The sequence below is a fragment of the Microcoleus sp. N3A4 genome, assembly GCF_036701805.1.
Taxonomy (GTDB): Bacteria; Cyanobacteriota; Cyanobacteriia; order Cyanobacteriales; family Microcoleaceae; genus Microcoleus.
The window spans coordinates 1-23,012 of the sequence record NZ_JAUBRJ010000042.1 but is presented as its reverse complement, the minus strand read 5'-3'; the positions used below and the strand labels follow the sequence as shown (position 1 = coordinate 23,012).

At 47.1% G+C, this 23,012-nt stretch carries 21 protein-coding genes; 12 read left to right on the top strand and 9 right to left on the bottom strand.

The features are described 5' to 3' along the window. The first annotated feature begins 234 nt into the window (after positions 1 to 234). Positions 235 to 1,314, top strand: a complete 1,080-nt coding sequence (gene galK, locus QUA56_RS22345) for a galactokinase (RefSeq protein ID WP_333361703.1) — start codon at positions 235 to 237, stop codon at positions 1,312 to 1,314. Here the strand turns inward: galK and QUA56_RS22340 are convergent. The 4 genes from QUA56_RS22340 to QUA56_RS22325 all read right to left on the bottom strand — a co-directional run bounded on the left by QUA56_RS22340 (position 1,304) and on the right by QUA56_RS22325 (position 4,023). Further along, positions 1,304 to 1,678: a signal peptidase I gene (locus QUA56_RS22340; RefSeq protein ID WP_333361700.1), complete on the bottom strand. Its 375-nt coding sequence runs from the start codon at positions 1,676 to 1,678 to the stop codon at positions 1,304 to 1,306. The genes galK and QUA56_RS22340 overlap by 11 nt on opposite strands. A gap of 314 nt (positions 1,679 to 1,992) precedes the next feature. After that, complete coding sequence (locus QUA56_RS22335) at positions 1,993 to 2,685, bottom strand: SRPBCC family protein (RefSeq protein WP_333361697.1); 693 nt, start codon at positions 2,683 to 2,685, stop codon at positions 1,993 to 1,995. A gap of 546 nt (positions 2,686 to 3,231) precedes the next feature. Next, positions 3,232 to 3,510, bottom strand: a complete 279-nt coding sequence (locus tag QUA56_RS22330; RefSeq protein WP_333361695.1) for a Photosystem I reaction center subunit PsaK — start codon at positions 3,508 to 3,510, stop codon at positions 3,232 to 3,234. Between the two features lie 300 nt (positions 3,511 to 3,810). Further along, positions 3,811 to 4,023, bottom strand: coding sequence for a chlorophyll a/b-binding protein (locus QUA56_RS22325; RefSeq protein WP_333275293.1), 213 nt, complete (start codon positions 4,021 to 4,023; stop codon positions 3,811 to 3,813). A gap of 534 nt (positions 4,024 to 4,557) precedes the next feature. Between QUA56_RS22325 and hflX the strand changes: the two genes are divergently transcribed. The 5 genes from hflX to QUA56_RS22300 all read left to right on the top strand — a co-directional run bounded on the left by hflX (position 4,558) and on the right by QUA56_RS22300 (position 10,337). Beyond that, positions 4,558 to 6,198: a GTPase HflX gene (hflX, locus tag QUA56_RS22320; RefSeq protein ID WP_333361788.1), complete on the top strand. Its 1,641-nt coding sequence runs from the start codon at positions 4,558 to 4,560 to the stop codon at positions 6,196 to 6,198. Positions 6,199 to 6,675: 477 nt separating this feature from the next. Further along, on the top strand, positions 6,676 to 7,329 hold the full coding sequence (locus QUA56_RS22315) for a PEP-CTERM sorting domain-containing protein (RefSeq protein WP_333361691.1): 654 nt from the start codon (positions 6,676 to 6,678) through the stop codon (positions 7,327 to 7,329). Positions 7,330 to 7,522: 193 nt separating this feature from the next. Further along, positions 7,523 to 7,783: a glutaredoxin 3 gene (gene grxC / locus QUA56_RS22310; protein WP_333361688.1), complete on the top strand. Its 261-nt coding sequence runs from the start codon at positions 7,523 to 7,525 to the stop codon at positions 7,781 to 7,783. 70 nt (positions 7,784 to 7,853) lie between these two features. Next, the gene (gene gshB, locus QUA56_RS22305) at positions 7,854 to 8,834 is read left to right on the top strand and encodes a glutathione synthase (RefSeq protein WP_333361684.1); all 981 of its coding nucleotides are present in this window, start codon (positions 7,854 to 7,856) and stop codon (positions 8,832 to 8,834) included. 363 nt (positions 8,835 to 9,197) lie between these two features. Next, complete coding sequence (locus QUA56_RS22300) at positions 9,198 to 10,337, top strand: Gfo/Idh/MocA family oxidoreductase (protein ID WP_333361664.1); 1,140 nt, start codon at positions 9,198 to 9,200, stop codon at positions 10,335 to 10,337. A gap of 266 nt (positions 10,338 to 10,603) precedes the next feature. Here QUA56_RS22300 and QUA56_RS22295 read toward each other — a convergent pair whose 3' ends face one another. Next, a complete protein-coding gene (locus QUA56_RS22295) occupies positions 10,604 to 11,683 on the bottom strand; it encodes a transposase (protein ID WP_333361653.1) in 1,080 nt (359 codons plus the stop codon). 205 nt (positions 11,684 to 11,888) lie between these two features. Between QUA56_RS22295 and QUA56_RS22290 the strand changes: the two genes are divergently transcribed. Beyond that, positions 11,889 to 13,724 carry a CHAT domain-containing protein gene (locus QUA56_RS22290; protein ID WP_333361651.1) on the top strand — a complete coding sequence of 612 codons (1,836 nt, stop codon included), beginning with the start codon at positions 11,889 to 11,891 and terminating at the stop codon, positions 13,722 to 13,724. Between the two features lie 166 nt (positions 13,725 to 13,890). After that, positions 13,891 to 14,472, top strand: coding sequence for a hypothetical protein (locus QUA56_RS22285; RefSeq protein WP_333361650.1), 582 nt, complete (start codon positions 13,891 to 13,893; stop codon positions 14,470 to 14,472). A 227-nt stretch (positions 14,473 to 14,699) separates the two neighbouring features. Here QUA56_RS22285 and QUA56_RS22280 read toward each other — a convergent pair whose 3' ends face one another. Next, on the bottom strand, positions 14,700 to 14,927 hold the full coding sequence (locus tag QUA56_RS22280) for a hypothetical protein (RefSeq protein ID WP_333361649.1): 228 nt from the start codon (positions 14,925 to 14,927) through the stop codon (positions 14,700 to 14,702). A 126-nt stretch (positions 14,928 to 15,053) separates the two neighbouring features. Between QUA56_RS22280 and QUA56_RS22275 the strand changes: the two genes are divergently transcribed. After that, on the top strand, positions 15,054 to 17,552 hold the full coding sequence (locus QUA56_RS22275) for a glycosyltransferase family 2 protein (RefSeq protein ID WP_333361648.1): 2,499 nt from the start codon (positions 15,054 to 15,056) through the stop codon (positions 17,550 to 17,552). 78 nt (positions 17,553 to 17,630) lie between these two features. Here the strand turns inward: QUA56_RS22275 and QUA56_RS22270 are convergent, their stop codons facing one another. The 3 genes from QUA56_RS22270 to QUA56_RS22260 form a co-directional block, all read right to left on the bottom strand. After that, positions 17,631 to 17,996, bottom strand: a complete 366-nt coding sequence (locus QUA56_RS22270) for a XisI protein (RefSeq protein WP_333361647.1) — start codon at positions 17,994 to 17,996, stop codon at positions 17,631 to 17,633. Continuing rightward, positions 17,987 to 18,397, bottom strand: a complete 411-nt coding sequence (locus tag QUA56_RS22265) for a XisH family protein (RefSeq protein ID WP_333361646.1) — start codon at positions 18,395 to 18,397, stop codon at positions 17,987 to 17,989. Before QUA56_RS22265 ends, QUA56_RS22270 begins: the two co-directional genes overlap by 10 nt. A 109-nt stretch (positions 18,398 to 18,506) precedes the next feature. Then, positions 18,507 to 19,883, bottom strand: a complete 1,377-nt coding sequence (locus tag QUA56_RS22260) for an ABC transporter substrate-binding protein (RefSeq protein ID WP_333361645.1) — start codon at positions 19,881 to 19,883, stop codon at positions 18,507 to 18,509. Between the two features lie 371 nt (positions 19,884 to 20,254). Here QUA56_RS22260 and QUA56_RS22255 point away from each other — a divergent pair, with 371 nt between their 5' ends. The 3 genes from QUA56_RS22255 to QUA56_RS22240 all read left to right on the top strand — a co-directional run bounded on the left by QUA56_RS22255 (position 20,255) and on the right by QUA56_RS22240 (position 22,874). Beyond that, positions 20,255 to 20,416 carry a hypothetical protein gene (locus QUA56_RS22255; RefSeq protein WP_333361799.1) on the top strand — a complete coding sequence of 54 codons (162 nt, stop codon included), beginning with the start codon at positions 20,255 to 20,257 and terminating at the stop codon, positions 20,414 to 20,416. Between the two features lie 936 nt (positions 20,417 to 21,352). Continuing rightward, positions 21,353 to 22,312, top strand: coding sequence for an RNA polymerase sigma factor, RpoD/SigA family (locus QUA56_RS22245; RefSeq protein WP_333361644.1), 960 nt, complete (start codon positions 21,353 to 21,355; stop codon positions 22,310 to 22,312). Between the two features lie 220 nt (positions 22,313 to 22,532). After that, the gene (locus QUA56_RS22240) at positions 22,533 to 22,874 is read left to right on the top strand and encodes a DUF760 domain-containing protein (RefSeq protein WP_172187001.1); all 342 of its coding nucleotides are present in this window, start codon (positions 22,533 to 22,535) and stop codon (positions 22,872 to 22,874) included. Positions 22,875 to 23,012: the final 138 nt, after the last annotated feature.

Sequence of the window (23,012 nt, the reverse complement as noted above, 5' to 3'; positions counted from 1 at the left end):
CTATCACAGCTCCATCTCTTTTTTTTACCTGCGGTCATGTTTATTTTTGTTAACAAGTGTTGAATCACAGAAAAAAATTGGTCATCATACAAAAAGCAACGATCGAAAATAAATTTGTCGATCCCCAATCCCCAACAGGACGACACGGAAGTCACAAATACACGGATAGCTGTTTTTCCAAATAACAAATAACCAATAACAAATAACAAATAACCAATAACCAATTCCCCAAAAATGAAATTCCAACGAGTATTTGGTACATTACCCAAAACCACAGCCAGCGCCCCCGGAAGAGTAAACCTGCTGGGCGAACATACAGACTACAACGATGGCTTTGTACTTCCAACTGCGATTCCCCAACGCACAACAGTACAAATCGGCTTCAGCAGCGACGATCGACACCATTTTTATTCAGCAGAATATGACGAACTCATAAATTTTTCAGACGACGATACCATACCGCAAAAATTTGTCACTTATCTCTGTGGCTGCCTCAGACTTTTAGAAAAAGAAGGATACAAAATACCGCCAATAAATCTCTACATTACCTCGACTGTGCCGATCGGAGCCGGTTTGTCCAGCAGCGCCGCTTTAGAAATAGCAACCCTCAGAGGAATGCGCGCGCTGCTCAACCTCCCCATAGACGACGTGCGCCTAGCTCAAATCGGACAGCTAGCCGAAATCCGCTATGCCGGCTTGAACTGCGGGATCATGGATCAAATGGCATCGAGTTTAGCAGACACCAACACCATGCTATTAATCGACACCCGCAGCCTCAAATGCCGCCCGATACCTTTTCCCACAAACACAGAAATTTTAGTAATTGACAGCGGCGAAAGCCACCAACTAGCAGCAGGAAGCGGCTACAACCAGCGGCGCGCCGAATGCGAGGAATCCGCGCGGATATTGGGAGTTAAAGCTCTCAGGGATATCGCCGATCCCCAAGCAGTCGAAATATTGCCCGAACCCCTCCGCAGGCGATCGCGCCACGTCGTTACCGAAAACAACCGCGTACTAGAAGCAGTAAAATCTTTGTCAGCAGAGCGTTTTGGTGAGTTAATGAATGCTTCCCACGCCAGCCAGCGCGACGACTACGAAGTTTCGGTGCCGGCAGTAGACACGCTGGCGGCCATCTTGCAGTCAATCCCCGGAGTCTTCGGCGCAAGGCTTACGGGCGGAGGTTTTGGCGGTGCTTGCGTAGCGCTGGTGGAGAGCGGCAAAGCGGGTGTTATCGCATCAGAGGCGATCGATCGCTACCAGCGCGCGGGTTATACCGGCCGCGTTTTGGTTCCCGAAGTTAAAGTTAATTCTTAACTCCAGAACTATCTCCCGACAGGGAAGGCCACCGCACAGTCACGATAACTGAATCTTCCTCGGCCGACCAATAATGAGGCACTCCCGGCAGCCAGAGAGCATAATCTCCTTCGCGAGAAAGCAAGATTTCTTGCTCTGGAAATTGCAGGCGAAACCGCCCTTTTACCAATATAGAAAGCGTGGTGGCTTCTGCATTTACCGCCCACTGAGTCCTGCAATCTCCGGCGGGGTGAGCGCCCCATTTTACCTCTAATACAGAAGTCGATCGCGCGTCATCTTCAGGCGTCATAAAATGACCTGCAAACCAACCGCCCCGACTTGCACCTTCAGCGCCCGCATTTCCGAAAACCACTTTAGACGACATCAGCTAATCAGGTAAACAACAAAGATGCTTAGATCGGACATCTTGCACCATTTTTTATAAGCTTTTTAGGGGCGGGCAGGATGCCCACCCCACAAGAAATTGACTCTTTGTGGAACAGGCATCTTGCCTGTTCTGAGAATGGTGCAAGATGTTAGTTATATCTGACATCTTGCACCATTTTTAAGCTTTTGATGGGCGGGCAGGATGCCCACCCCACAAGAAATTGACTCTTTGTGGAACAGGCATCTTGCCTGTTCTGAGAAAGGTGCAAGTAATAAGTTAGATCGGGGGACACCATCTAACTATCTAACTTATTACTTGCGGCCAGAAGATTGACCTTCCGTAGTCGCTATTTCCCCAGCTTCCATAAACTGCTTAAAGCGGCGCAAATCGTCGGCAATTTGCTGTTCGGGAGCTTCGCCAAATAGTTTAGCAGCGCCAGCACCAATTGCACCGCCCGGAGGGTTGTATTCTATGACAACTTTTACCTCAGTACCGCGTCCTGCGGGTGCCGGTTGAAAGCGTACAAAACCCGAATTGTCAATATCAGCCCCTTCCACAGACGCCCAAGCAATTAAGCGATTTTCTGCTTCGCGGACAATCTCTGCATCCCATTCTACACTGTTGCCGATCGGCGCGCTGGCAATCCAGTGAGAACGTTTTTCATCAATCACCGCAACGTGTTTGAGATGCTTCATAAACCGAGGCAAATTTTCAAAATCGCGCCAGAAACGGTACAATTCATCAGCCGGTTTGTCGATCGTCACCGTCTTTTCAACTTTAATGCTTTGATTCGGATCGGCAGCCGACTGCAAACCCTCGACAACTCCCAGACCGCGCGCCGCTAAACCGCCGCCCGCAACCGCCAGCAAAGCACCTCTCAAAGAACGCTGCGACAAACCAAAAAGCACCAGCGCCCCGCCGCCAATTAAAGATGCCCAGCGTTCGGTATCGCCGCTGCTACTTTGGTTTTGTTTGTCGGAATTTGTGATTGATGTAGATTCCATTGTTTTAAACCTGGTAAATTAATAGCGAAAAATATACGATCGACTGTCCCTAATTAACTCGGCATAATTTTTTTCATTTTTTAAGAATCTATCTCAACTGCAAACCCCCCTGCCTCTACCTAAAGTAAGGAGTAGCTGTAGGGTTCGTCAATCGATTGTAGATTAAAGAATTAAAGAATTAAAGAATTGAAGAATTGGATAAAGCGACCTCACGGATTCATCCGGGGGCTGGTTATCGGATACTATATTTTTTCTTTCTGCACGGATGAATTCGGGGGCTTGTACCCTGGCTGATGAAGGTCAGCATTCATAATATTTCGATTTTTAAAGGCTTTATTTAAGTGAGGCATTTGACAAGTCGATCGAACTCTCGTATTTTGCCTAAGTTGTAGGGTGCATCGTAAAAAAAACCAGTTTCTGCGTAAGTCCCGCTCTCAATTTAAAATTAGGGGTGAGTGCTTTTCACTTACCCCTACCCCAACTTTTTGCGCCATTGAAACGGCCGTATAGCTGCAACCAATCTGCACAACAGCCGCGCAATTTATCCTAAATATACTTGTCGATGCCGAGGGTCAAAATCGTGAATACTCCCAGCAAATGACCGGCGCTCATTGATGCCAGAAATGCCGGTACGCTAACATTGTTGAACAGAGACGGGAAGGGCAAAGGCATTTTCGGCCCGACGTGGGGATGCCAAATTACGCGGCTGAGAACTAGCAATGCTAAGACATTGCAAACAAACATCACTATCGGTTTTTGCCAATTTCCTGATGCTGTGTCAGTCAGAGTGGATTCTACTACTGCCAGTAAATTTGAGTTAATCATCGTTGATGCTCCTATTTTTCGTAAGCTATACAGAGATGCTCGATGAAATTTGTTGCCAAAAATACAGCAGGGGCGATCGACTTTACGCAATAAATATCTGTTTTACTCTCAATATTCACCGCTCCAGCGGATCGCCCCCACCCGCAATCGTCGAATCACAGCAAAAAATCTTTTAATGCCATTCAAAAGTAACGAAAGATACAAAGGGACACAACCATAGTCGCTGCCATTTGTAACTTTTAGCCTGTCTGGCAGTGGCGGCATTTCCTCACATTGCCAGACAGGAAAAACAGCTACTCATTAGTGAGCAATGTAGGTAGGCAGAAAGTGAAGTATGTCGCGCAGAACGCTAAATCCAGCCGCGTCCCAAAGCAAATAAGCTAAGAAACCGATCATCGCTAAGCGACCGTTCCAAAGTTCTGCTTGCGGGTTGAAGCCAAACAGAAAGGCGTTCCGATCTTTGCCGTTGTAAGCATTAGCCGTAGGAGGCAAGTTAGTAGGACGAGTTTCCATGTTTTTACATTCCTTAACAATGTTTCGCTTCTCATGGTAGCGACGTAATTTCTACTTGGCTATCTGCCTTTAGGCTCAAGATATACACAAGTCTAAAGGAGGATTTTGAAACAAGAAAAAAAGTGTTAACTTTTGTTGCGAGAAATTTTTCAGCGAGATCCTGTATCTGTAGATACTGAATACAACCGCAAGTTTAGAGGGCTGCAGTGAAATGCTCGATCGCCCTGCAGCGACAAACAACGGCGCTTTTGACTCGACAATACTGAATCCGCGAACTGCTAGAGGCAAGAAAATTTAGTAAATTTCAACTTAAAACCCGAACACGATCGCCCTTGAGTTAACTAAAATAGGAGATCGACAGATCGATCGGGGGAAACAGTTATCGAAACCATCTACGGCAATCTTCAAGGTTTAAAGTCCAGCCAGCTCAAGCAACTCGAAAAGCTTTACCACCAGCGACTACCGGGCGATCGCATCACCACGGCAGAATTCGCCCAGCGCGTCGCCGCCATCAGCACGGAAATAGACAAACCAATCTGCACCTACATCAACCGCCGCGGACAAGTAATTCGCGTCGGCGTCGGTACACCCCGCCAAACGCAGATTGCGCCCCTAGAATTGCCCCGCTACGGGGGAGGTCGCCTCAGCGGCATTCGCTGCATCGCCACCCACCTGAAGCCAGAAACCCCAAGCGAAGCAGCCCTCACCGCAATGGCAATTCAGCGCCTGGACGCTCTAGTTTGGCTGACGCTGACCGGCGCAGGATTTCAGCGCCGCGGCGGCGGTGGGACTGGTTACATCCAAGAAACTTATCTCGCTCACTTGATACCCCAGGGAGACCAGCCAAATTTTGAGTTTTCTGTTTTGAGCGCTCAGTTAGAACCAGATTCAACTGATGAAATAGAAGAGCCTTCTATTCAAAAGTCAGCAATTAAAACTCAAAACTTTCCCTGGAAAATATCAGAACCGCTAAATTTGGACGAACTCGCCGACCAAGACTTTCTGGATTTGGTGGAAGGACTCGAAGCAGAGTTTGAAGCAGAGTTTGTCGCTAAGCAGGTCGATGCAGACCAAGACAAAGTGCTGTTAGTAGGTGTAATGACTCAGCACATGACTTTGCTGGAGTTTGAGGACGGGCTCGCAGAAATCACGCGGTTGGTTGAAAGCGCGGGGGGTCAGGTGCTGCAAACAGTGCGCCAAAAAAGATCGCGCCCCCATCCGCAGACAGTCGTCGGCGAAGGTAAAGTTCAGGAAATTTCCCTCACCGCTCAGACGATTAGCGCTAACCTCGTGGTATTCGATCGCGACCTGGCCCCCGCACAAATACGGAACTTAGAAACTCAGATAGGTATCCGCGTCGTCGATCGAACAGAGGTAATTCTCGACATCTTTGCCCAAAGAGCTCGATCGAGCGAGGGTAAATTGCAAGTCGAACTCGCTCAGCTAGAGTACGCCCTGCCCAGGCTCACAGGTCGCGGTCAGGCAATGTCCAGGCAGGGCGGCGGCATCGGTACCAGAGGCCCCGGGGAAACCAAACTAGAAACCGAACGGCGGACGATCGCCAAACGCATTTCTCGATTGCAGCAAGAAGTAAATCAACTGCTGGCCCATCGCTTCCGGTTGCGGCAGAACCGACACCACCACGAAGTACCCTCAGTGGCGATCGTCGGCTACACCAACGCCGGTAAATCGACTCTGCTCAACCTGCTCACGAATTCCGAGGTCTATGCCGCCGACCAGTTATTTGCCACCCTCGACCCCACAACCCGACGGTTGACCATTCCTGGCACTGTCACCGGAGAACCCCTGTCGATCGTCCTCACAGATACAGTGGGCTTTATTCGGGAACTGCCCCCCGCCTTGATCGACGCTTTTCGGGCTACCCTCGAAGAAGTCACTGACGCCGATGCTTTGCTGCACCTCGTGGATCTCTCCCATCCAGCGTGGCACAGCCAAATTCGATCGGTGATGAATATTTTGACAGATATGCCCGTAACCCCCGGGCCTGCCCTTGTAGCCTTTAACAAAATCGACGCAGTAGATGAAGAGACTCTCGCCCTCGCCCGAGAAGAGTTTCCTCAAGCCGTATTTATTTCGGCAGCCAAAGGTCTCGGCATGGAAACACTCCGCGACAGACTAGCTCAGCTCATTCAATACGCCCTCTACCCTCGGTAAATACTTAAATATTCCTTTTTAGTAGTTGACATTCAGGAATATACGTACATATACTGAGGACAGATATCGTCAAACCATGAGATGATAAAAGAGTAGTCAGATTGTGCATTTCGTACAATAAAGCAGAGCTAGTTTGCGAGCCGTTAAATAATTAATTTCAGGAGGCGGCGGTCAAGGTAAGAACACTCTTTTTTAATGGCTGTAACGGCTGTTGGTTGAGAGGTTGCAAAAAGATGTTGCTTCACTGCGTGCAAACCACTAACCAGTGCAAACCACGCTAGGCGGTCAGAAAGTGAAAGAGAATAATATGATGAAAGTGTTTGGGCGATCGCCTCAAGCGCTATACTATCTTTTACAGGCGCCCGCGAGAGAAAACATCCACTGTCAGAGGTCTAAAATCCTTGCCCGTCGTCGTGCAGCGCTAATCTCTAGCACTCTTTCTATTTTCGGATTTTACCACTGTTTAACTAAATAGTTATGTGTACGCCACTGGCAAAACTAGCAATTGGACTCTCTGCCACAATGGCAACAGCGTTCTACTATCTAGCTGCCGCCCCTCCGGCTTCAGCAGCAATCGATGTGTGCGGGCCCGGAAACTTTTCCGATCAGTGCGTGAAGGGCCAGCAATCAACATCGGCCTCATCATCAACATCCCTGCGAGACGCTGTACCGCAACCGCAGGTAGCAACGCCAGAACCGGTACCAGAACCGCAGGTAGTCGAACTGCCACTGGCAACACCAGACCCGGTACCGGAACCGCAGGCAGTCGAACCGCCACTGGTCTCGCCAGAGCCCGTACCGCAAGAATCGCCGGTAGTCCTCCAATCACCAGCACCGACAGTAGACCCCGTAGCGCCGACGCCGCCGCCGGCAGTTGAATCGCCACTGACCACGCCAGAGCCTACAGATCAATTGCCTGATGCCCAACAGCCTGCGATCGGAAACCCGATAGTGTCGCCTTCACCCATAGTGGCGCCAACGCCGACCTTTCCAGACATCTACAAAAACCCCCCCACCCCTACGAGAACAGCTATCCCAGAACCGGGTACTGTGGTAGCACTCCTGCTGACAGGCGCAGGAATCATCTGTTCCGGCAGAAAACGAAACAAGCAGGTCGGTCAGCAACGGTAGGCAGGCCCAAGCTGCTGCTTGTTTTCAAAATCTCTCCGTTTCTTGAAGCGTGGGTATTTTTTATGTGTAGGCTAAAATTAAAGAAAATTGTATAAATAATAACTTTACAGCTTGCTTGCTGCAACTATATAAAAATTAAAATAAGATTGGTTAAGATTACAATTAAAAAATATTGTTATTGTTTTAGCGTCCGATGACCCCTAAAGTAGAAATTTACACTTGGAGAACCTGCCCGTTTTGCATTCGTGCCAAAGCACTGCTGAAGCGAAAAGGGGTTCATTTTACAGAGTACGCGATCGACGGAGATGAAGCAGCACGGGCTCAAATGAGCGATCGAGCCAACGGAGGCCGCACCCTGCCCCAAATATTCATTAACGACCAACACATAGGCGGCTGCGACGAAATGCACGAACTCGACGCTCTCGGTCAGCTAGACCCGCTGCTAGCAAAATGAGGCATTCCCTGTAGAATTTTTTTGAGTTTGCCAAAATTTTCCTGCGACCAATTCTTAATTGTAACTGACAATGAAATTTGCATTCATCATCGATCCCCTAGCGCGACTAATTCCAGGACACGATACCAGCGTAGCGCTGATGGAGGCAGTTCAAGAGTTGGGTCACGAAGTCTGGGCGACTCAAGCCAACGAATTAAGCGTCATCGGCGGCAAAACCTGGGCAATGCTCAGTCGGGTAGCCCTCACCCCAGTCAAACTTGTAGGTGGACGCTGGGAGGCTGCTGAGGCTTGGTACGAGGTGGAACAGCCTACTTTGCAGCCTCTGGAAGCAATGGACGCAGTATTTATGCGGACAGACCCCCCAGTCAACACTGCTTACCTCTACGCTACTTACCTTCTAGATGGCATCAATCCCGCTAAAACTTTGGTAGTTAACAGTCCCAAAGGATTGCGGGAGGCGAATGAAAAGATGTATGCTTTGCAATTTGAGGGAGCGATCCCCGAGACAATTGTTTCTCAAAACAAGCAGGTAATTCGGCAATTTGTTGAGAAAAAAGGAGCGGCAGTTCTTAAACCCTTGGGCGGCAAAGCTGGCGAGGGGATTTTGTTTTTGGAACCAGGCGATCGCAATCTCAATTCCCTGGTCGAAATTAGCACTCAACAAGGGCAAATTCCAGTGATGGTTCAGACTTATCTGCCGGAAGCAAAAGAGGGAGATAAACGGATTATCTTGTTGGACGGCAAGCCCATCGGTGCACTCAACCGCATTCCCACCGGCAATGAATTTCGCGGCAACATGGCCGTCGGCGGCCGAGTCGCAAAAACCGAAATTACCGATCGCGAACTGCAAATTTGCACTCAGTTAGAACCTGTACTGCAACGGGACGGACTGTACTTTGTCGGCATTGATATCATTGGCGGTTATCTCACGGAAGTTAATGTCACCAGCCCTACAGGGCTCAGAGAAATTGACTTGTTTGACGGCGTTAGTTTGGGCAAACAAGTAATTGAATGGGTAGTTAGTCAGTGGTCAGTAGTCAGTAGTCAGTAGTCAGTAGTCATTAGTTATGAGTTATTAGTTATGACTTATTAGTCATTGATTAGTCGTTATTAGTTATTAGTTATTGGTCATTAGTTATTGGTCGCAGCTAACAAATAACAACAGTTAACAGTCAACAGTCAACAGTCAACAGTTAACAGTTAACAGTTAACAGTTAACAGTCAACAGTCAACAGTCAATAGTTAACAGGATTAGTTATTAGTTATTAGTTATTAGTTATTGGTCATTAGTTATTGGTCGCAGCTAACAAATAACAACTAACAAATAACAAATAACAACTAACAACTAACAACTGCCAACTGCCAACAGTCAACAGTCAACAGTCAACAGTTAACAATTCCCAATTATTAAATCATGTCAAAAATTGGCGTTGCAGTAGTCGGTACAGGTTTCGGTCAAAAAGTGCACCTTCCCGGATTCCAGGCCCATCACCGGACAGAGGTTGTGGCTGTTTACCACCGGAATTTAGACAAAGCAAAGGCGATCGCCTCTACCCACAATATCCCCTACGCTTGCGACTCGATCGCCGATATAGTGGCCATCCCAGAAGTAGCGGGTGCAAGCATTTCCACGCCGCCATTTTTGCATTTTGAAATGGCAAAAACCGTATTGGAAGCAGGCAAGCATTTATTATTAGAAAAACCCACAGCCCTGACAGCAAATGAAGCCAGGGAACTTTACCGATTGGCAAACAGCGAATCTCAAACCGATTTTAAAAAGGGTAGTTCGAGAGCAATTGCCACAATGGACTTTGAGTTTCGCTTCATCCCCGCATGGCAAATGCTAGCAGAATTATTGGCAGCAGGATATGTGGGAGAAAAGCGTTTAATTAAGATTGATTGGCTGGTGTCGAGCCGCGCTGATGCTACTCGCCCTTGGAATTGGTACGCGCAGAAAGAGCGAGGCGGCGGAGTTTTGGGCGCGACAGGTTCTCATGTTTTTGATTATATTAGCTGGCTGTTCGGTCCGCCGCAAAGGCTTTCTGGGCAATTGATTACAGGAATTTCGGCCAGGCCCGATCCCAATGATTCGGGAAATTTAAAATTAGTTGATGCAGATGATTCTTGCACGTTGATGTTGGAATTAGCCGGGGGAACGCCTTGTCAAGTTTGTTTGAGTTCTGTTACTTATCAAGGGCGGGGACACTGGGTAGAAATATACGGGAGTAAGGGTACGTTGGTGTTGGGAAGCGACAACCAGCAAGATTACGTCCACGGATTTCGCTTGTGGGGTTCTCAAGGTGGAGAACCTTTAGCTGAAATCAAAATTCCTCAAAGATTGGAGTTTCCTCAAGTTTATCCAGACGGGAGAATTGCAGCGTTTATTCGAGTAGTAGATAGGTGGGTAGAAGCAATAGATGCGGGGAAATCGTTGATACCGTCCCTCAGAGAAGGGGTTTACTCGCAGTTGTTGATGGATTTGACCCAGGAGTCGAATGCTACGGGAACTTGGGTAGATGTACCGAATTTAGATAAATTTTTGGGCACTAATTGACATTCTCCCTGGCGTGAACGCGCAGGGATTCTAAACATCACTGTTTAGGCTTCCTCTTTCTACGACCCGACTTAGTTGAAGGAGTTTCTTCACTCAAGCAGAGGTCGATGTCTCCAGAGGCGTTTAAGGTTCCCGTGTGCCCCACGGTACGCAATCCAAGTTCCAATATAGCAATCCTAAATGATTTGCTTGCATTATACGCGAGCTTTCTGGCTCGCACTGCAAGGATTCTGGTCTCGCTCGATTTTGCGACAGATTTAGGATTGCTATATGTTGCGAGCAGCGTTCCAGTCACGATCTAAGACAAATCCGCACTGCGGACAAATGTGCGTTCTTTGACTTAGTGATTTCTTCGCAACTTTCCCGCAATTAGAACAGTTTTGGCTGGTGTAGTGCGGTGGTACTGCAACAGTTGCTACTCCAAACACTTTGCCGAAGTATTCTATCCAATTTCTAAAAGCTGTCCAAGCTGCATCAGATATCGACTTGGATAGCTTTTTGTTTTTGACCATGTTCTTCACCTGCAAGTCTTCATAGGCTACCAAGTCGTTAGACTGGACTACGCACCTTGCCAATTTCACAGCAAAGTCTTTACGTCGCCTACTTACCTTGAGGTGTTTTTTGTTCAAGCGATTTCTCGCCTTATCTCTGTTTTTAGAACCCTTTTTGGTTCTGGAGAGGCTGCGATTAAGTCGTTTTAGCGACTTCTCTGATTTTCTTAGATGACGCGGGTTCTCGACGGTATTTCCGTCCGAGTCCGTGTAGAAATGAGTTAGCCCTACATCCAAACCGATAGTTTTCCTGGTCGGTTCACGCTTTTCGTTGCGTTCAGCGTCAATACAAAATTGCACATAGTAGCCGTCTGCCCGACGAACTACGCGCACCCGTTTAATTTGATTTAGCTGATAAAAGTGCAAGTCGCGACTTCCCCATAACTTGAAACAACCTGCTTTGAAGCCATCGCTGAAGTTTATACTTCGCCTGTCCTCTGAAAGCTTCCACCCACAAGTTTTGTATTCTACAGAATCGTGTGTCTCGTGCTTCTTGAAACGTGGGAACCCTTTCTTTCCTGGTTTTGCCTTTTTGCAGTTGTCGAAGAACCGTGCAATTGATGACCAAGCTCTTTCTGCGGAAGCCTGCCTAGCCATTGAATTAAGCTTGGCGGCCCAAGGAAATTCCTTGGCAAGAACTACGCAATAAGCGCTTAAGTCATAGCGACCCACACCCTTCGTCTCCATCCAGTATCTGATGCAGCTATTACGAATAAAGCGAGCAGTACGAATGGCTTCGTCTAGCCGTTCGTACTGCTCGCTCTTTCCTTCTAGCTTGGCTTCAAATACTAACATTTACGTCCTTGAACTGGATATAAAAACCATAATACAGTTTTGTCAAAATTAAAGCCGTCAAGCGAAGGACGGGGCTTTAGACCCAAATTTTTGGTAAAAGTAAAAACTCCCAAAGCAATCTCTCGCACTCGATCGAACCCCAAACCCGATAAACTACTAATATAGAAACTCGATCCCACCCTATATCCAGAGTCGGTAGTTGTGAATGGCGCGCCCTGAAAGTCCTTGCCTCAGTATAGCGATCGCTCGCCTGAGAACCGCTGGGGCAAACCATTTTGCCACTTGGGTTCTACAAGCTCCCTATCCCAGCGGGTACGTTCACCACGACTGTATGTGGCCCGATACCCTATCCCAATCTTGGAAAGCTTGGCAGGAAATGTTTTCGCCCTCCGGGACAATTCACGAATTGCCCCTAAATCCTGATGGCAGTTTCGTCTCGCCGGAAAACAACCAGAATATACCGGCAGAAACTGAAAAACGAACCCCTCAGTCGCTGCTGCTACCTCCACCGACGCCCTCTGTGCCGCTCCACGTCGGTCAAGGGGGGTGGGGCAACAGGGGGGAGCAGAATCCGCCGCCACCCGCCAGCTACAGCAGTCGCCTGATGCAGCATTTGGGGATTAATCTTTGGCAGTGGCTGTTTGAAGGGCCGATTCAGGGTAGTCTCCAGGAAAGTAAAGGTATCGCGATCGGGCAAAATCTACCGCTGCGAGTACGCATAGACTTGCGCGAACCGTATTTAATTGCTTTACCTTGGGAAATTATGCAGCCTCAAGCCGGTCAACCGGCGATTTCTCTGTCGCAGCAACTGCTTTTCAGCCGCACTACCAGCAATGTTGAACCTTTGCCGCCCCTGCGTCCTGCGGAGTCGCTCAATATTTTGCTAGTTTTGGGACAAGCAGAACCCGGCCGCGGTGCTAATTCTCAATTTTCCAACAGCAAGAACGGTCATTTGCAGTTGGAAGAAGAAGCAGTGGCCCTAGCTGGCGTTCTGGAAAGTGCTTTCCAAACCGACGAAAGGGGCAAATATTTTGACATCAGCGTTCCGACTCGCGTCGATACTCTGATCGAACCTACTCCGGCGGAACTAATTTCTCGGCTGGAAACGCAAACTTACAACATTCTGTTTTACGCCGGCCACGGAATACCGGGCCCCGACGGCGGCTTGCTGTTTTTGGGGCCGGACACCGCGATTAACGGTACTGAACTAGCTCAGGTGTTAGTTCGGTGCCGCGTGACGCTGGCGGTGTTTAATGCCTGCTGGGGAGCTCAGCCGGCGGTGGAGAGGCTGGACTCAACTAACGGCCGGCAACACGCGATCGCCCGCAGCAGTTTGGCTGAGGTACTGATCCATCACGGGGTGCCGGCGGTGTTGGGGATGCGGGACTCGATCGCCGATCGCGAGGCCCTGAGTTTTATCCAAACTTTTGCTCGAGCTTTGGCCGGGCGGATGTCGGTCGATCGGGCTGTCGCCGTCGCCAGACAGCAGCTACTGACGCTCTACAAGTTCAATCAACCGGCTTGGACGCTGCCGGTGCTGTATATGCACCCTGAGTTTGACGGTCAACTGACTGAGCCGGTAGATGACCTCAAAACTGAATTGCCTTTAACTTCTTCTACTTGGCTGGGACGCTTGCCGTCTTGTGCTTATTTGCGGGGGCGCGATCGACCAAATGCCAAATCCACCGATTCGGCGAATCAGGTTTGGTCGATTCGCGCCGGTATGGTTCGAGTCGGACGCTGGGAAGAAAACGACGTAGTGATTCGAGAACAGTGGGTTTCTCAAAAACACGCCGAGATTTTCTGCAGAAACAGTATCGGAGATAGCCGGGAAGAACCTAGCTACTTCCTGCGCGATTTTTCTCGCTACGGGACTCTTGTTTTGGGGCATGAGGGATGGCTGAGAGTTCACCACCAAGAATTGCTGCTGCACAGCGGCACTCAGCTAAAATTTGGCAGTTCTCAAGGTCAGATTTTTGAGTTCACTATTGAGGTTCCCAAAACTTCGGGCTACAGTGAGACTGATTGCGGAACGAATTAAGGTGCGGGTGTAGCTAATGAAGGCGAGGGGCGAGCGGCACAGCACAGTTCTGGGCGTTGAGTCTCAAGTCTGAAGTTAAAAGAGCCACTAACCAATGATAGCTCGCAACTAGCTCTTGGCACAGTCCCTCTTCTGTATTCTCCTTTTCCCACTTAGGTATTACATCATGGCTACCCAATCTTCTGATTCTCAATATTTTCGGGACTCGCAAACTCAGGCTGAGATGGAACTTCTCGCCACAATTGTTCAGACTGATGTTGCTTATCCGTGGAACCCTGCACAGCTTGAATCAGAATCTTATTTGACTGCCCTAGAGCAGGAATTTGCACTGTCTGATTCCTTCAGCGACAGCGATATTGCCCTGAAGTCGCAAGTTTTATTCGCACAATTAGAACAAGTTTGGCTGGCGACTGGTCTGCACAAGTCTTTGCGCGAGAAATTTGCTCGCGTTCCTCAAGAGTTTCTGGCCAGCATCGCTCAAAGCGTGCAAAACGCAACTGTTAAGTATCAATCTTTAGCTGACCAAATGGTAGAGTGCGTGTTAGATATTTTGCCTCAGTGGGCTGAGGAAGATTTGCAGGTGTTGGCGCGTCCTTTGGCTTATGCAATGCGAGAGGTTGATGCGGAAGGGGTGGAATTGGTCGTGGCGACTAGAAAACCTTGGGCCCAATTGTCGGAAATAGAACAAGCGAGAGTTAGTTTGGCTGTCGCCCGCTATGCAATCTCGCAATTAGCAATTTCTGAGTAGTTCTTTGATGGCTGGGTTTTGGTGCTGCGAACGCGGTAATTTTTTTAAATTAAGATAAAATTTATCTACCTTTAGTTAGATGTCAAATTCGTCTAATTGTTAAACCCTATGGATTGCTATAGTTTGATATAGCAATCCTATTTGATTTGCAGACAAGATAATCTTTTTTCAACTAACGGCAAAGATGCGAATAACGCACTTGCAAGAACAAAAGAAAGCAGGAGAAACTAGAAATCTAGGAAAAAACCGGGCTGATATCGCCATTCGTCCAAGAATGCAGCGATCGCGTTTGTAGTCAGGATTTCCCTCCTCATAAAACTCAGAGGATTAAAGTCCTCACTACAAACTAATTTTATTGCGGTTGTTCGATCGCACATAATCGATCTGTTGCTTTTACCTTGCCGGGATTCGACTCGCTGAGCGGTTTGCCACCAGGAAGCAAGATGAATTATCATAAAATTGTCAAAATGTTAAAAAATGTAAATATAATAATTGGGGTGTGTGGGAATTTTCAACTGAATTAAAAAGTGGACAGCAGGAAACTCTGACTGTTGCAGGCACGATCGGGAATTTCACATTTTATGACAAATTCAAGATTTAACCTTCAAGACTTGAAACGCGGCTTTTGGCCGATTTCGCGGGTGCCGGCGGCAACGCTAGTCGTGTTGGGGGCGGTTGCTTTCGCAGGTGCGATCGCCGGGGCCTGGTTTGCAGGTGAAGGTACTGTCAGCGGTATTTTTGCCACAATCAACACTTGGCAGCAAAACCCGCCTGTGTGGCTGCAAGTACCTGCTGCGAGCAAGATGTATTTGTTAGTGCCGACTTTTGTGCTGGTCTCAGTTGCTTTAGCTGCAATTAAAATTTCGCCTCAACCGCAGAAACGATCGCGCGCTGTAGTAGTTGCAATAGTTCTGGCTTTAACCATTCGCTACGTTTTGTGGCGATCGCTGGCTACTCTCAATTTAAGCGATCCCCTCAACGGTATCTTTAGTTTGGGGCTGTTTTTACTAGAAATGTTAATGGTTTTGACCACCACGATTCAACTGTATTTAATGCTGAGAGTGAAAGACCGGCGTCGAGAAGCCGATCGCATGGCAGTTGCAGTTGAATCTGGAAACTTTGCCCCGCCCGTAGATATTTTTATCCCAACTTACAACGAACCGGCTTTTATTTTACGGCGCACAGTCATCGGCTGTCAAGCTTTAGATTATGCCAACAAAAAAGTATACTTGCTTGACGATACAAAGCGCCATGAAATCAAATTGCTGGCAAAAGAACTTGGATGCGAGTATATAACAAGACCCGATAATATTCACGCCAAAGCTGGAAACATCAATCACGCTACAGCCCTAACGAATGGAGAACTAATTGTAGTTTTCGATGCAGATTTTATTCCAACTAAAAACTTTTTAACTAGAACAGTTGGATTTTTTCAAAATCCCGAAATCGCCCTCGTTCAAACACCGCAAAGCTTTTACAACCACGACCCAATCGCCCGCAATTTAGGTTTAGAAAATGTGCTCGCACCGGAAGAAGAAGTATTTTACAGGCAAATTGAAATCATCAAAGACAGCGCCGACAGCATGATTTGTTGCGGTACATCTTTTGTAGTTAGGCGCAGCGCCCTACAAACAGCGGGAGGCTTGGTCACAGATTCAATCTGCGAAGATTATTTTACCGGAATTCGGCTGTCAGCAACCGGGTATCGCTTGGTTTATTTAGATGAAAAATTGAGCGCCGGTTTGGCGGCTGAAAATATAGAGGCTCATCTAAATCAAAGGTTGCGCTGGGCGCGAGGCACGCTTCAGGCCTTTTTTATTGATTCCAATCCTTTAACAATTCGCGGCCTCAGATTCGTACAAAGGCTGTCTCACCTGGAAGGATTGCTGCACTGGTTTACCAGTTTAACCAGGGTTTTGTTTCTGTTGATGCCTTTAGCTTATTCGTTTCTCGGCATACTTCCTTTGCGGGCAAATTCGCGGGAATTGCTGTACTTTTTCCTGCCTTACTATTTGGTGCAAGTGACTGTGTTTTCTTGGCTGAACCGCAGATCGCGATCGGCTTTGCTTTCCGATGTTTATTCGTTCGTCCAGTGTATTCCTTTAGCGGTGACGGTGGTGAGCGCCATGCTGAATCCCTTTGAGAAAGGGTTTAAGGTGACGCCGAAAGGAATTGCGAGCGATCGCTTTAGTTTTAACTGGAATTTGGGATGGCCTTTGATTGTCTTGTTTGCAGCTACAGCATTCAGTTTTTGGCACAATTTAAACATTAATTTAATTAAAAATATTGGCAGCTTACAGGCCATATCAGAAAGTGCATATTTGTTAAAAGGGATGAGTTTGGGATGGATTTGGAGCGCTTACAACTTGCTGATGCTGGGGATTGCATTACTGATTTTGGTGGATATTCCTAAGCCGGACATTTACGAATGGTTCAATTTACGCAGGGTTGTACAATTGAATATTGGCGGTAAAAGTTTTTGGGGTATAACCACTGTAATTTCGGAAAGTGGTGCTGAAGTTGCTCTGACGCAGTGGCCAAGTTTTGCGGTGAAAGGTAAAGGCAGTAAAGAGAATTTTACTGCAGAGATTTTGCAAAAATATGCCGTTGAGACAAGTTTATCGCAGGGTAAAATAAAAGCGATCTCTCGCACTGCGGCAGTCAAAGCGAGGAACTCGCTAGCGCCGTCTGTTCTTGAGTTGGGCACTGAGGCGACTTTGGCCAAAGGTTTGATTGATTGCGATTCGGCGACTCTGGAAATTATGGAAGAGAAATGTTTTATTCCTGTGGCTAAGATTGAGTTGGTGAGCGATAAATCTCAGTTGGAGTCGAGTTTTCGGGATAATGCAGGGTGCAGTTTTGCGGAATTTCCCACTGTGCGAATTGCGTTCGATCGCCTGAACATTAGCCAGCACCGCTGTTTGATCGAAATGCTGTACTGTCGCCCCGGCCAGTGGAAGCGGCAGGAAACTCCCGGAGAATGGCGATCGCTGTGGCTGTTGTTGAGAATTGCCTTGAAACCGAGGGCTGTTTTTGAGAGACACAGACAAGTTAGACCGATCGGAGTTTCGCAACTTTAAATCACTTCTCCTATCGAAATTTGTCTTTCTATCTTAAAAAAAAGAATCTCTTCGCCCCATCGGTTACACCTAATTTACCTACCCGAAACTGAGGGCGATCGCTTCCCCGGTACCAAAATCAGTAAACTGGCGTATTTCCGGTTCATGGAATGCTAAAACAATATCTTCTTTAGGCACTCCCAGTTCGACGAGTTGGTTCGCAATTCCGACTTCAGTACCGTCATGCTGAATCCAAATTTTTCCACCCTTGATATCAAGATGCAGAATACAGCCAAAATCGCGTTTATTTCCACGCCAACCAACATACAGAAGTTGATAATGATCTTGCTCAGCATCGAAAAGAGTTTGTACTTCATATTCTTGGGCATTGCGTTGTATCGAAGCGCGCTCTCGCCGTTCTGAAAGTAGATGACGAATGTATTGCCTATATTGGTCTATAGCCATTGAACAATAACCTCCTGTTGCACATCATAAATCATTAATCGTAGTTGATATCGCTGAACCGCAGCCACAATAAACCGTCGTTGAAAGAAAGTTTCATAAATTGGCACTCGCACCGCTAGATAGAGGCGGCGATCTGGTTCAATCGTTTCAAGCGCATCGCGATAATTGAGAAATTGTCCCAAGGCAGTATGAAAATCTGAAACATTGGATGGGCTGATGAAACTTTTAACTTCTACAGCAATTTTCTGATGATCTCGCTGGGCCGCTAACAGTTGTTCCGCCGCTAAATCAATCTCAAAATCTACATCATCAACATTAATTTGATAGGGGTCAGCGGTAATCTGCCAACCTTCTTTTTCTAAACCAGTCTTAACAACACCATGAAACCGATCTTTTACCATACAATTTTTCTAGTTACGGATAAATACTCATTTTGGAAGTATTTCTGCTTGAAAATCCCTAGAACTTACCAATGAATATTATAACCTACATTTGGCGATCGCAAATACTTTACAAACCGGATATCGGCACAAACTCGTAACCGTAACTGGTGCGATTTCCCGGTTTAACAGTTACTAATTGAACTGCTCGATTGCGATCGCCCGAAGGTAAAAACCGAATCGGCCCGGATGCTCCTTTTGCCGAAAAATCTGACGCCGATAAAGCTTGTTGAATGCCTGTACGAGTCGGATTGCGCTTTAAACCGGCAATTAACGCGATCGCCGCGTCGTAGGCTAAAGCTGTGCGCCAACTTACTTCTGCATTCCAAAGTTGTTTGGATGTTTGCGGAAAGTTTGACTGCGGATCTGCGAGAATGTGCCAAGGAACAGCCAGCACCATATCTGTTGCTCCCGCTCCACCGATTTGCAGTGTTTTAGCAGTATAAGCGCCGTCTCCTGCTAATAAGGGCAGCCGTTTGGCGTTTATTTGCACTACTTGCAAAGCTTTGTCTATGGTGGCTGAATCGGATGCTAACATAATGACTTGTGCTCCTTGGGCGATCGCACTTTTAACACTATTGGCCGCATTAAAATTGCCATTAGCAAAGTCAAAATAGCCTACTATTTGTCCTCCATCTCCGTAAATAGCAGTAGTGAATTCATCTTTTAAAGATTTGCTGTAACTGCTGGCAGAATTAAAAAAAACAGCAGCTTTTTGCTTTTGCAATTTTCCCAGCATATAGCGGGAAAGAGCGTTAGCCGCAAACCGATCGCTCGGCACTGTCCGAAATATATTGCTGGCAACTCCTGAGAGCTGCACAGACGTACTTGTGGGAGAAATTGCTACTAATTGTTTTTGCTGGTAAATCTTGCTGGCTGCTAGCGTTGTGTCAGAACCAAAATGCCCGATTACTCCTAAAATTTCCGAGTTATTTGCTAAAGCAGTGGCAATTTGTGCGGCCATTTCAGGGTTGTTGTCATCGTTAGCAATTAGCACTTTTAATGGAGTACCGCTAATGCCGTCGCTTTGGTTGATTTCATTTTGAGCTTGAGCAACGCCCCGCAGAATTTCTAAAGCAGCATTGATATCGCCACGAATGGGAACTGCGGCGGCAATGGTGTAGGATTTTCGATCGCCGATGCGGGCGTTGTTGAGGTAAATTAGTGCTTCAGGATCGTTGGGATTAGCTTTCAGCGAAGCTTGTAAGTCGGAAATAGCTGCGTTGTAGTTTCTAGATGCGATCGCCTTTACTGCTGCTTGTTTGTTTGTTGTTGCGTTATCTGAAACTAATAGTTTTTCTCCGGCACTCAGATACTGCTTTTGGGGTGATGAACCTCCGAGATTGATGCCGCTGCGGCTTGTCAGCCACCAAATACCTGCACCGGCTAGACCGATCGTAATTAGGAGCGATAATACGAGAACAGCGGTTTCGTTTTTTTTGGACATGGCGGCAGAGTTTTAGATGTTAGGTTTTAGATTCAACGACTCAGGCATTCGGTAGAAAAACTAATCTAATTATATTTTTACATTTTTTGATTAATCTTAGACTAACTGCGAGGCACTCAGCATTATAGTAGGCCCAAGTGCGAGACCGGCTGTCAATTTTTCAGGTAACTATGTATAAATTCGCTCTGGAATGGAAGGGAATCAGGAGCGATCGCAAACCTTCACTTCTGCATAAGCCAGACAAACCAGCCAAGTAAAATTCGCACCGGCTGCGATCGACCGCATTGCAAATTGGTACTAAGTGAGAATAAAAGAATTTTTCTTGCTAGCACGTTGAAATATTTCTTAACACCAGCACTAATGACTTCTGGGTGCGAAACCTCACGCCCCAGCAGCTACCAGCCAAACGCAACCCGGTAATTGTTGACGGTCAAAAAATCCCGGAGGGAGAAGCACCTCTGAAAGTTGGCAGTCAGATTCAACTGGGAAAATTTGTATCATTCGGCTCCAGAAAAACTACCGGAGACAACTAAAAGTCAATTTATCGCAATTCACGATATTCATTTGGGTCTTGAAACCTTCCACCGAGGAATAAAACAAGTATGTGGAAATTCTCGGTTCCTGGTTAGAGATACATTCGCAATCTAGGCTCACATATTTTGTTCACTTCAAGCAATTGTTAAATTGGTGTTTATGCGCTCTGAACAGATAATTATTAGTTGGTATGAATTACAAAGAAATCTGTTCGCTTTAGTCATACGCGAGCATATTTTTGGGAACCTTCACAGTGATGCTATTATCTAGAACTGATAAATGATGTTTTTTGTCAATGCGTAAGTCCTATTATCAATTCAGTATGTTGTTATCCTGTCAATGCGTAATTCCTAGAGCTTAAAGGACGGTGAGACTGTTCTGGACAGCTTAGGTGCTGGTGGTGCTGTGATGTAGAGGAACACGATCGGCAGTTATCACCCTTTAAAGCATCTATCCCAGGGTTGTTTGCCGAGGGTCTGCGGTGGAATAACCAAGCTCTAGACTATTCCTAGACAGTCTCTGAGATAATTGCATGAAACTGAAGGGATAAATGTTGCTGTTGAGGGTACAGGATAGGGAAAATCATCGACCAATCCTAGAAAAGGGGTACAGGATGGCTATAAATGTTGACACTTGGTAAATTAGGTAATCTTATATTCAGTGCAACTCAGGCTTGTACGAAATAAATATGAAGAAGTGTAGCCAAATGATCTCAGAAATGTTAAAATTCTTAATATAACGTAGCATTGTGCGCGCCCCAACCAAAACCTAACCTGAGACGGTGCTGAGTGGGAGTAGCAGCTAGCTACCATAAAATTAAGCCTCTTTAAATGAAAGGAAAGCGCAAGTCCCCGCCCGCTTTCCTTCCCAGCTAAAGCTAGGGGTTTGCTCTATCGCAAACCTTTAGAGGCACAGATCCTCAGCGGGAAAAGCTCATGAAAACTCTTAAGTCCTCAGATACAGATTCTGTTCGCGCTTACTTGCGGGAAATCGGCCGTGTTCCCCTGTTGACCCATGAGCAAGAAATACTCTACGGGAAACAGGTACAGCGCTCAGCCGCACTGCATCAGGAGAAAAATATTTTAGCCGAAGAGTTAGGCCGCGACCCGACGGCGGCTGAATGGGCACAGGCAGTAGGGCTGTCTGAGGCACAGTTGCAGCGGACGATCGACCACGGGGAAAGGGCAAAGCGCCAAATGGTGGAAGCGAATCTGCGCCTGGTAGTGTCTGTTGCCAAGAAATATATCAAGCGCAACGTAGATTTGCTCGATCTAATTCAGGAAGGCACGATCGGGATGCAGCGGGGAGTAGAAAAATTTGACCCGACTAAGGGCTATAGATTTTCTACTTATGCTTATTGGTGGATTCGTCAAGCAATTACTCGGGCGATCGCCGAAAAAGGCCGCACCATCCGCTTGCCGATCCACATCACCGAAAAGCTCAACAAAATTAAAAAGGCTCAACGCCTGCTAGCTCAACAGCTTGGTCGCGCGGCTACTGCGGCTGAGTTGGCGTCGGAGTTAGATTTGACTCCCAAGCAAATTCGCGAATATCTCGAACGCGCGCGCCTGCCACTTTCCCTGGACTTGCGCGTGGGAGACAATCAAGATACAGAGTTGGGCGATTTGTTGGAAGATACGGGTACTACCCCGGAAGATTTTGCCCTGCAATCTTCCCTGCGGACTGACTTAGAGCACCTGATGGCGGAACTGACTCAGCAACAGCGAGAAGTGCTCGCCTTGCGGTTCGGTTTAGAAGACGGGCAAACCTTAACCTTGGCAAAAATAGGCGATCGTCTCAATATCAGTCGGGAGCGAGTGCGGCAAATAGAACGAGAAGCTTTAACCAAACTCCGCAAGCGCAAGCAAGATATAAACGATTATCTAGCCAGCTAGGTAGATTGGGAATGGCGATCGGGTCTCCCCCACTCGCCATCCCCAATTTAAAATCGTAAAAACCGCCGTCTTTAATTCGGTTGTGCCCACTTGGTTGCTACAACTGTCCTGCTACATTAGTAATTACTTAGTAATAAAGATCAGCAGCGATCCGATAAGGGTTATTTAATTTAACCGCCCGCGTCTAACATAAAAAGCTGTCTCTTAAACGGAGGTACTCGTGAGCAACTCATCTAATAAATCCCCAGAATTCTTTGAAGAAGACGGAGAAAATGCCAACTTATTATGGCAATACGTGCAGTCAATGGCTCCCGACACAGTTTCTCAGTTGTCTAAGCCGACCTCTCACGAAGTGTTTCAAGTAATGGAGCGAAATATTGTTGGACTTTTGGGGAATTTGCCTTCGGAACACTTCGGGGTGACAGTGACTACCAGTCGCGAACATTTGGGTAGATTGCTCGCCTCGGCTATGATTAGCGGTTATTTTCTGAAAAATGCCGAACAGCGAATGACTTTTGAAAAGTCCATACAAGCCAGCGAGAGACACGGCTCGGACGATTAATAGATTCCTAACATTTAGTGGTACAAATGTCAAGCCCCCCCTCGTAAGATGGGGGCTTAATATTTTAGATTTTAGATTTTAGATTTTAGATTTTAGATTTTAGATTTTAGATTTTAGATTTTAGATTTTAGATTTTAG

Excerpts from the sequence above, each read along its gene's own strand:
- QUA56_RS22335 (WP_333361697.1), bottom strand. The coding sequence starts at position 2,685 with ATGGAATCTACATCAATCACAAATTCCGACAAACAAAACCAAAGTAGC.
- QUA56_RS22295 (WP_333361653.1), bottom strand. The coding sequence starts at position 11,683 with ATGTTAGTATTTGAAGCCAAGCTAGAAGGAAAGAGCGAGCAGTACGAA.
- QUA56_RS22280 (WP_333361649.1), bottom strand. The coding sequence starts at position 14,927 with ATGATAATTCATCTTGCTTCCTGGTGGCAAACCGCTCAGCGAGTCGAA.
- QUA56_RS22290 (WP_333361651.1), top strand. The coding sequence starts at position 11,889 with ATGGCGCGCCCTGAAAGTCCTTGCCTCAGTATAGCGATCGCTCGCCTG.
- QUA56_RS22270 (WP_333361647.1), bottom strand. The coding sequence starts at position 17,996 with ATGGCTATAGACCAATATAGGCAATACATTCGTCATCTACTTTCAGAA.
- galK (WP_333361703.1), top strand. The coding sequence starts at position 235 with ATGAAATTCCAACGAGTATTTGGTACATTACCCAAAACCACAGCCAGC.
- QUA56_RS22245 (WP_333361644.1), top strand. The coding sequence starts at position 21,353 with ATGAAAACTCTTAAGTCCTCAGATACAGATTCTGTTCGCGCTTACTTG.
- grxC (WP_333361688.1), top strand. The coding sequence starts at position 7,523 with ATGACCCCTAAAGTAGAAATTTACACTTGGAGAACCTGCCCGTTTTGC.
- QUA56_RS22325 (WP_333275293.1), bottom strand. The coding sequence starts at position 4,023 with ATGGAAACTCGTCCTACTAACTTGCCTCCTACGGCTAATGCTTACAAC.
- QUA56_RS22330 (WP_333361695.1), bottom strand. The coding sequence starts at position 3,510 with ATGATTAACTCAAATTTACTGGCAGTAGTAGAATCCACTCTGACTGAC.
- QUA56_RS22340 (WP_333361700.1), bottom strand. The coding sequence starts at position 1,678 with ATGTCGTCTAAAGTGGTTTTCGGAAATGCGGGCGCTGAAGGTGCAAGT.
- gshB (WP_333361684.1), top strand. The coding sequence starts at position 7,854 with ATGAAATTTGCATTCATCATCGATCCCCTAGCGCGACTAATTCCAGGA.
- QUA56_RS22265 (WP_333361646.1), bottom strand. The coding sequence starts at position 18,397 with ATGGTAAAAGATCGGTTTCATGGTGTTGTTAAGACTGGTTTAGAAAAA.
- QUA56_RS22275 (WP_333361648.1), top strand. The coding sequence starts at position 15,054 with ATGACAAATTCAAGATTTAACCTTCAAGACTTGAAACGCGGCTTTTGG.
- QUA56_RS22260 (WP_333361645.1), bottom strand. The coding sequence starts at position 19,883 with ATGTCCAAAAAAAACGAAACCGCTGTTCTCGTATTATCGCTCCTAATT.
- QUA56_RS22285 (WP_333361650.1), top strand. The coding sequence starts at position 13,891 with ATGGCTACCCAATCTTCTGATTCTCAATATTTTCGGGACTCGCAAACT.
- QUA56_RS22315 (WP_333361691.1), top strand. The coding sequence starts at position 6,676 with ATGTGTACGCCACTGGCAAAACTAGCAATTGGACTCTCTGCCACAATG.
- QUA56_RS22300 (WP_333361664.1), top strand. The coding sequence starts at position 9,198 with ATGTCAAAAATTGGCGTTGCAGTAGTCGGTACAGGTTTCGGTCAAAAA.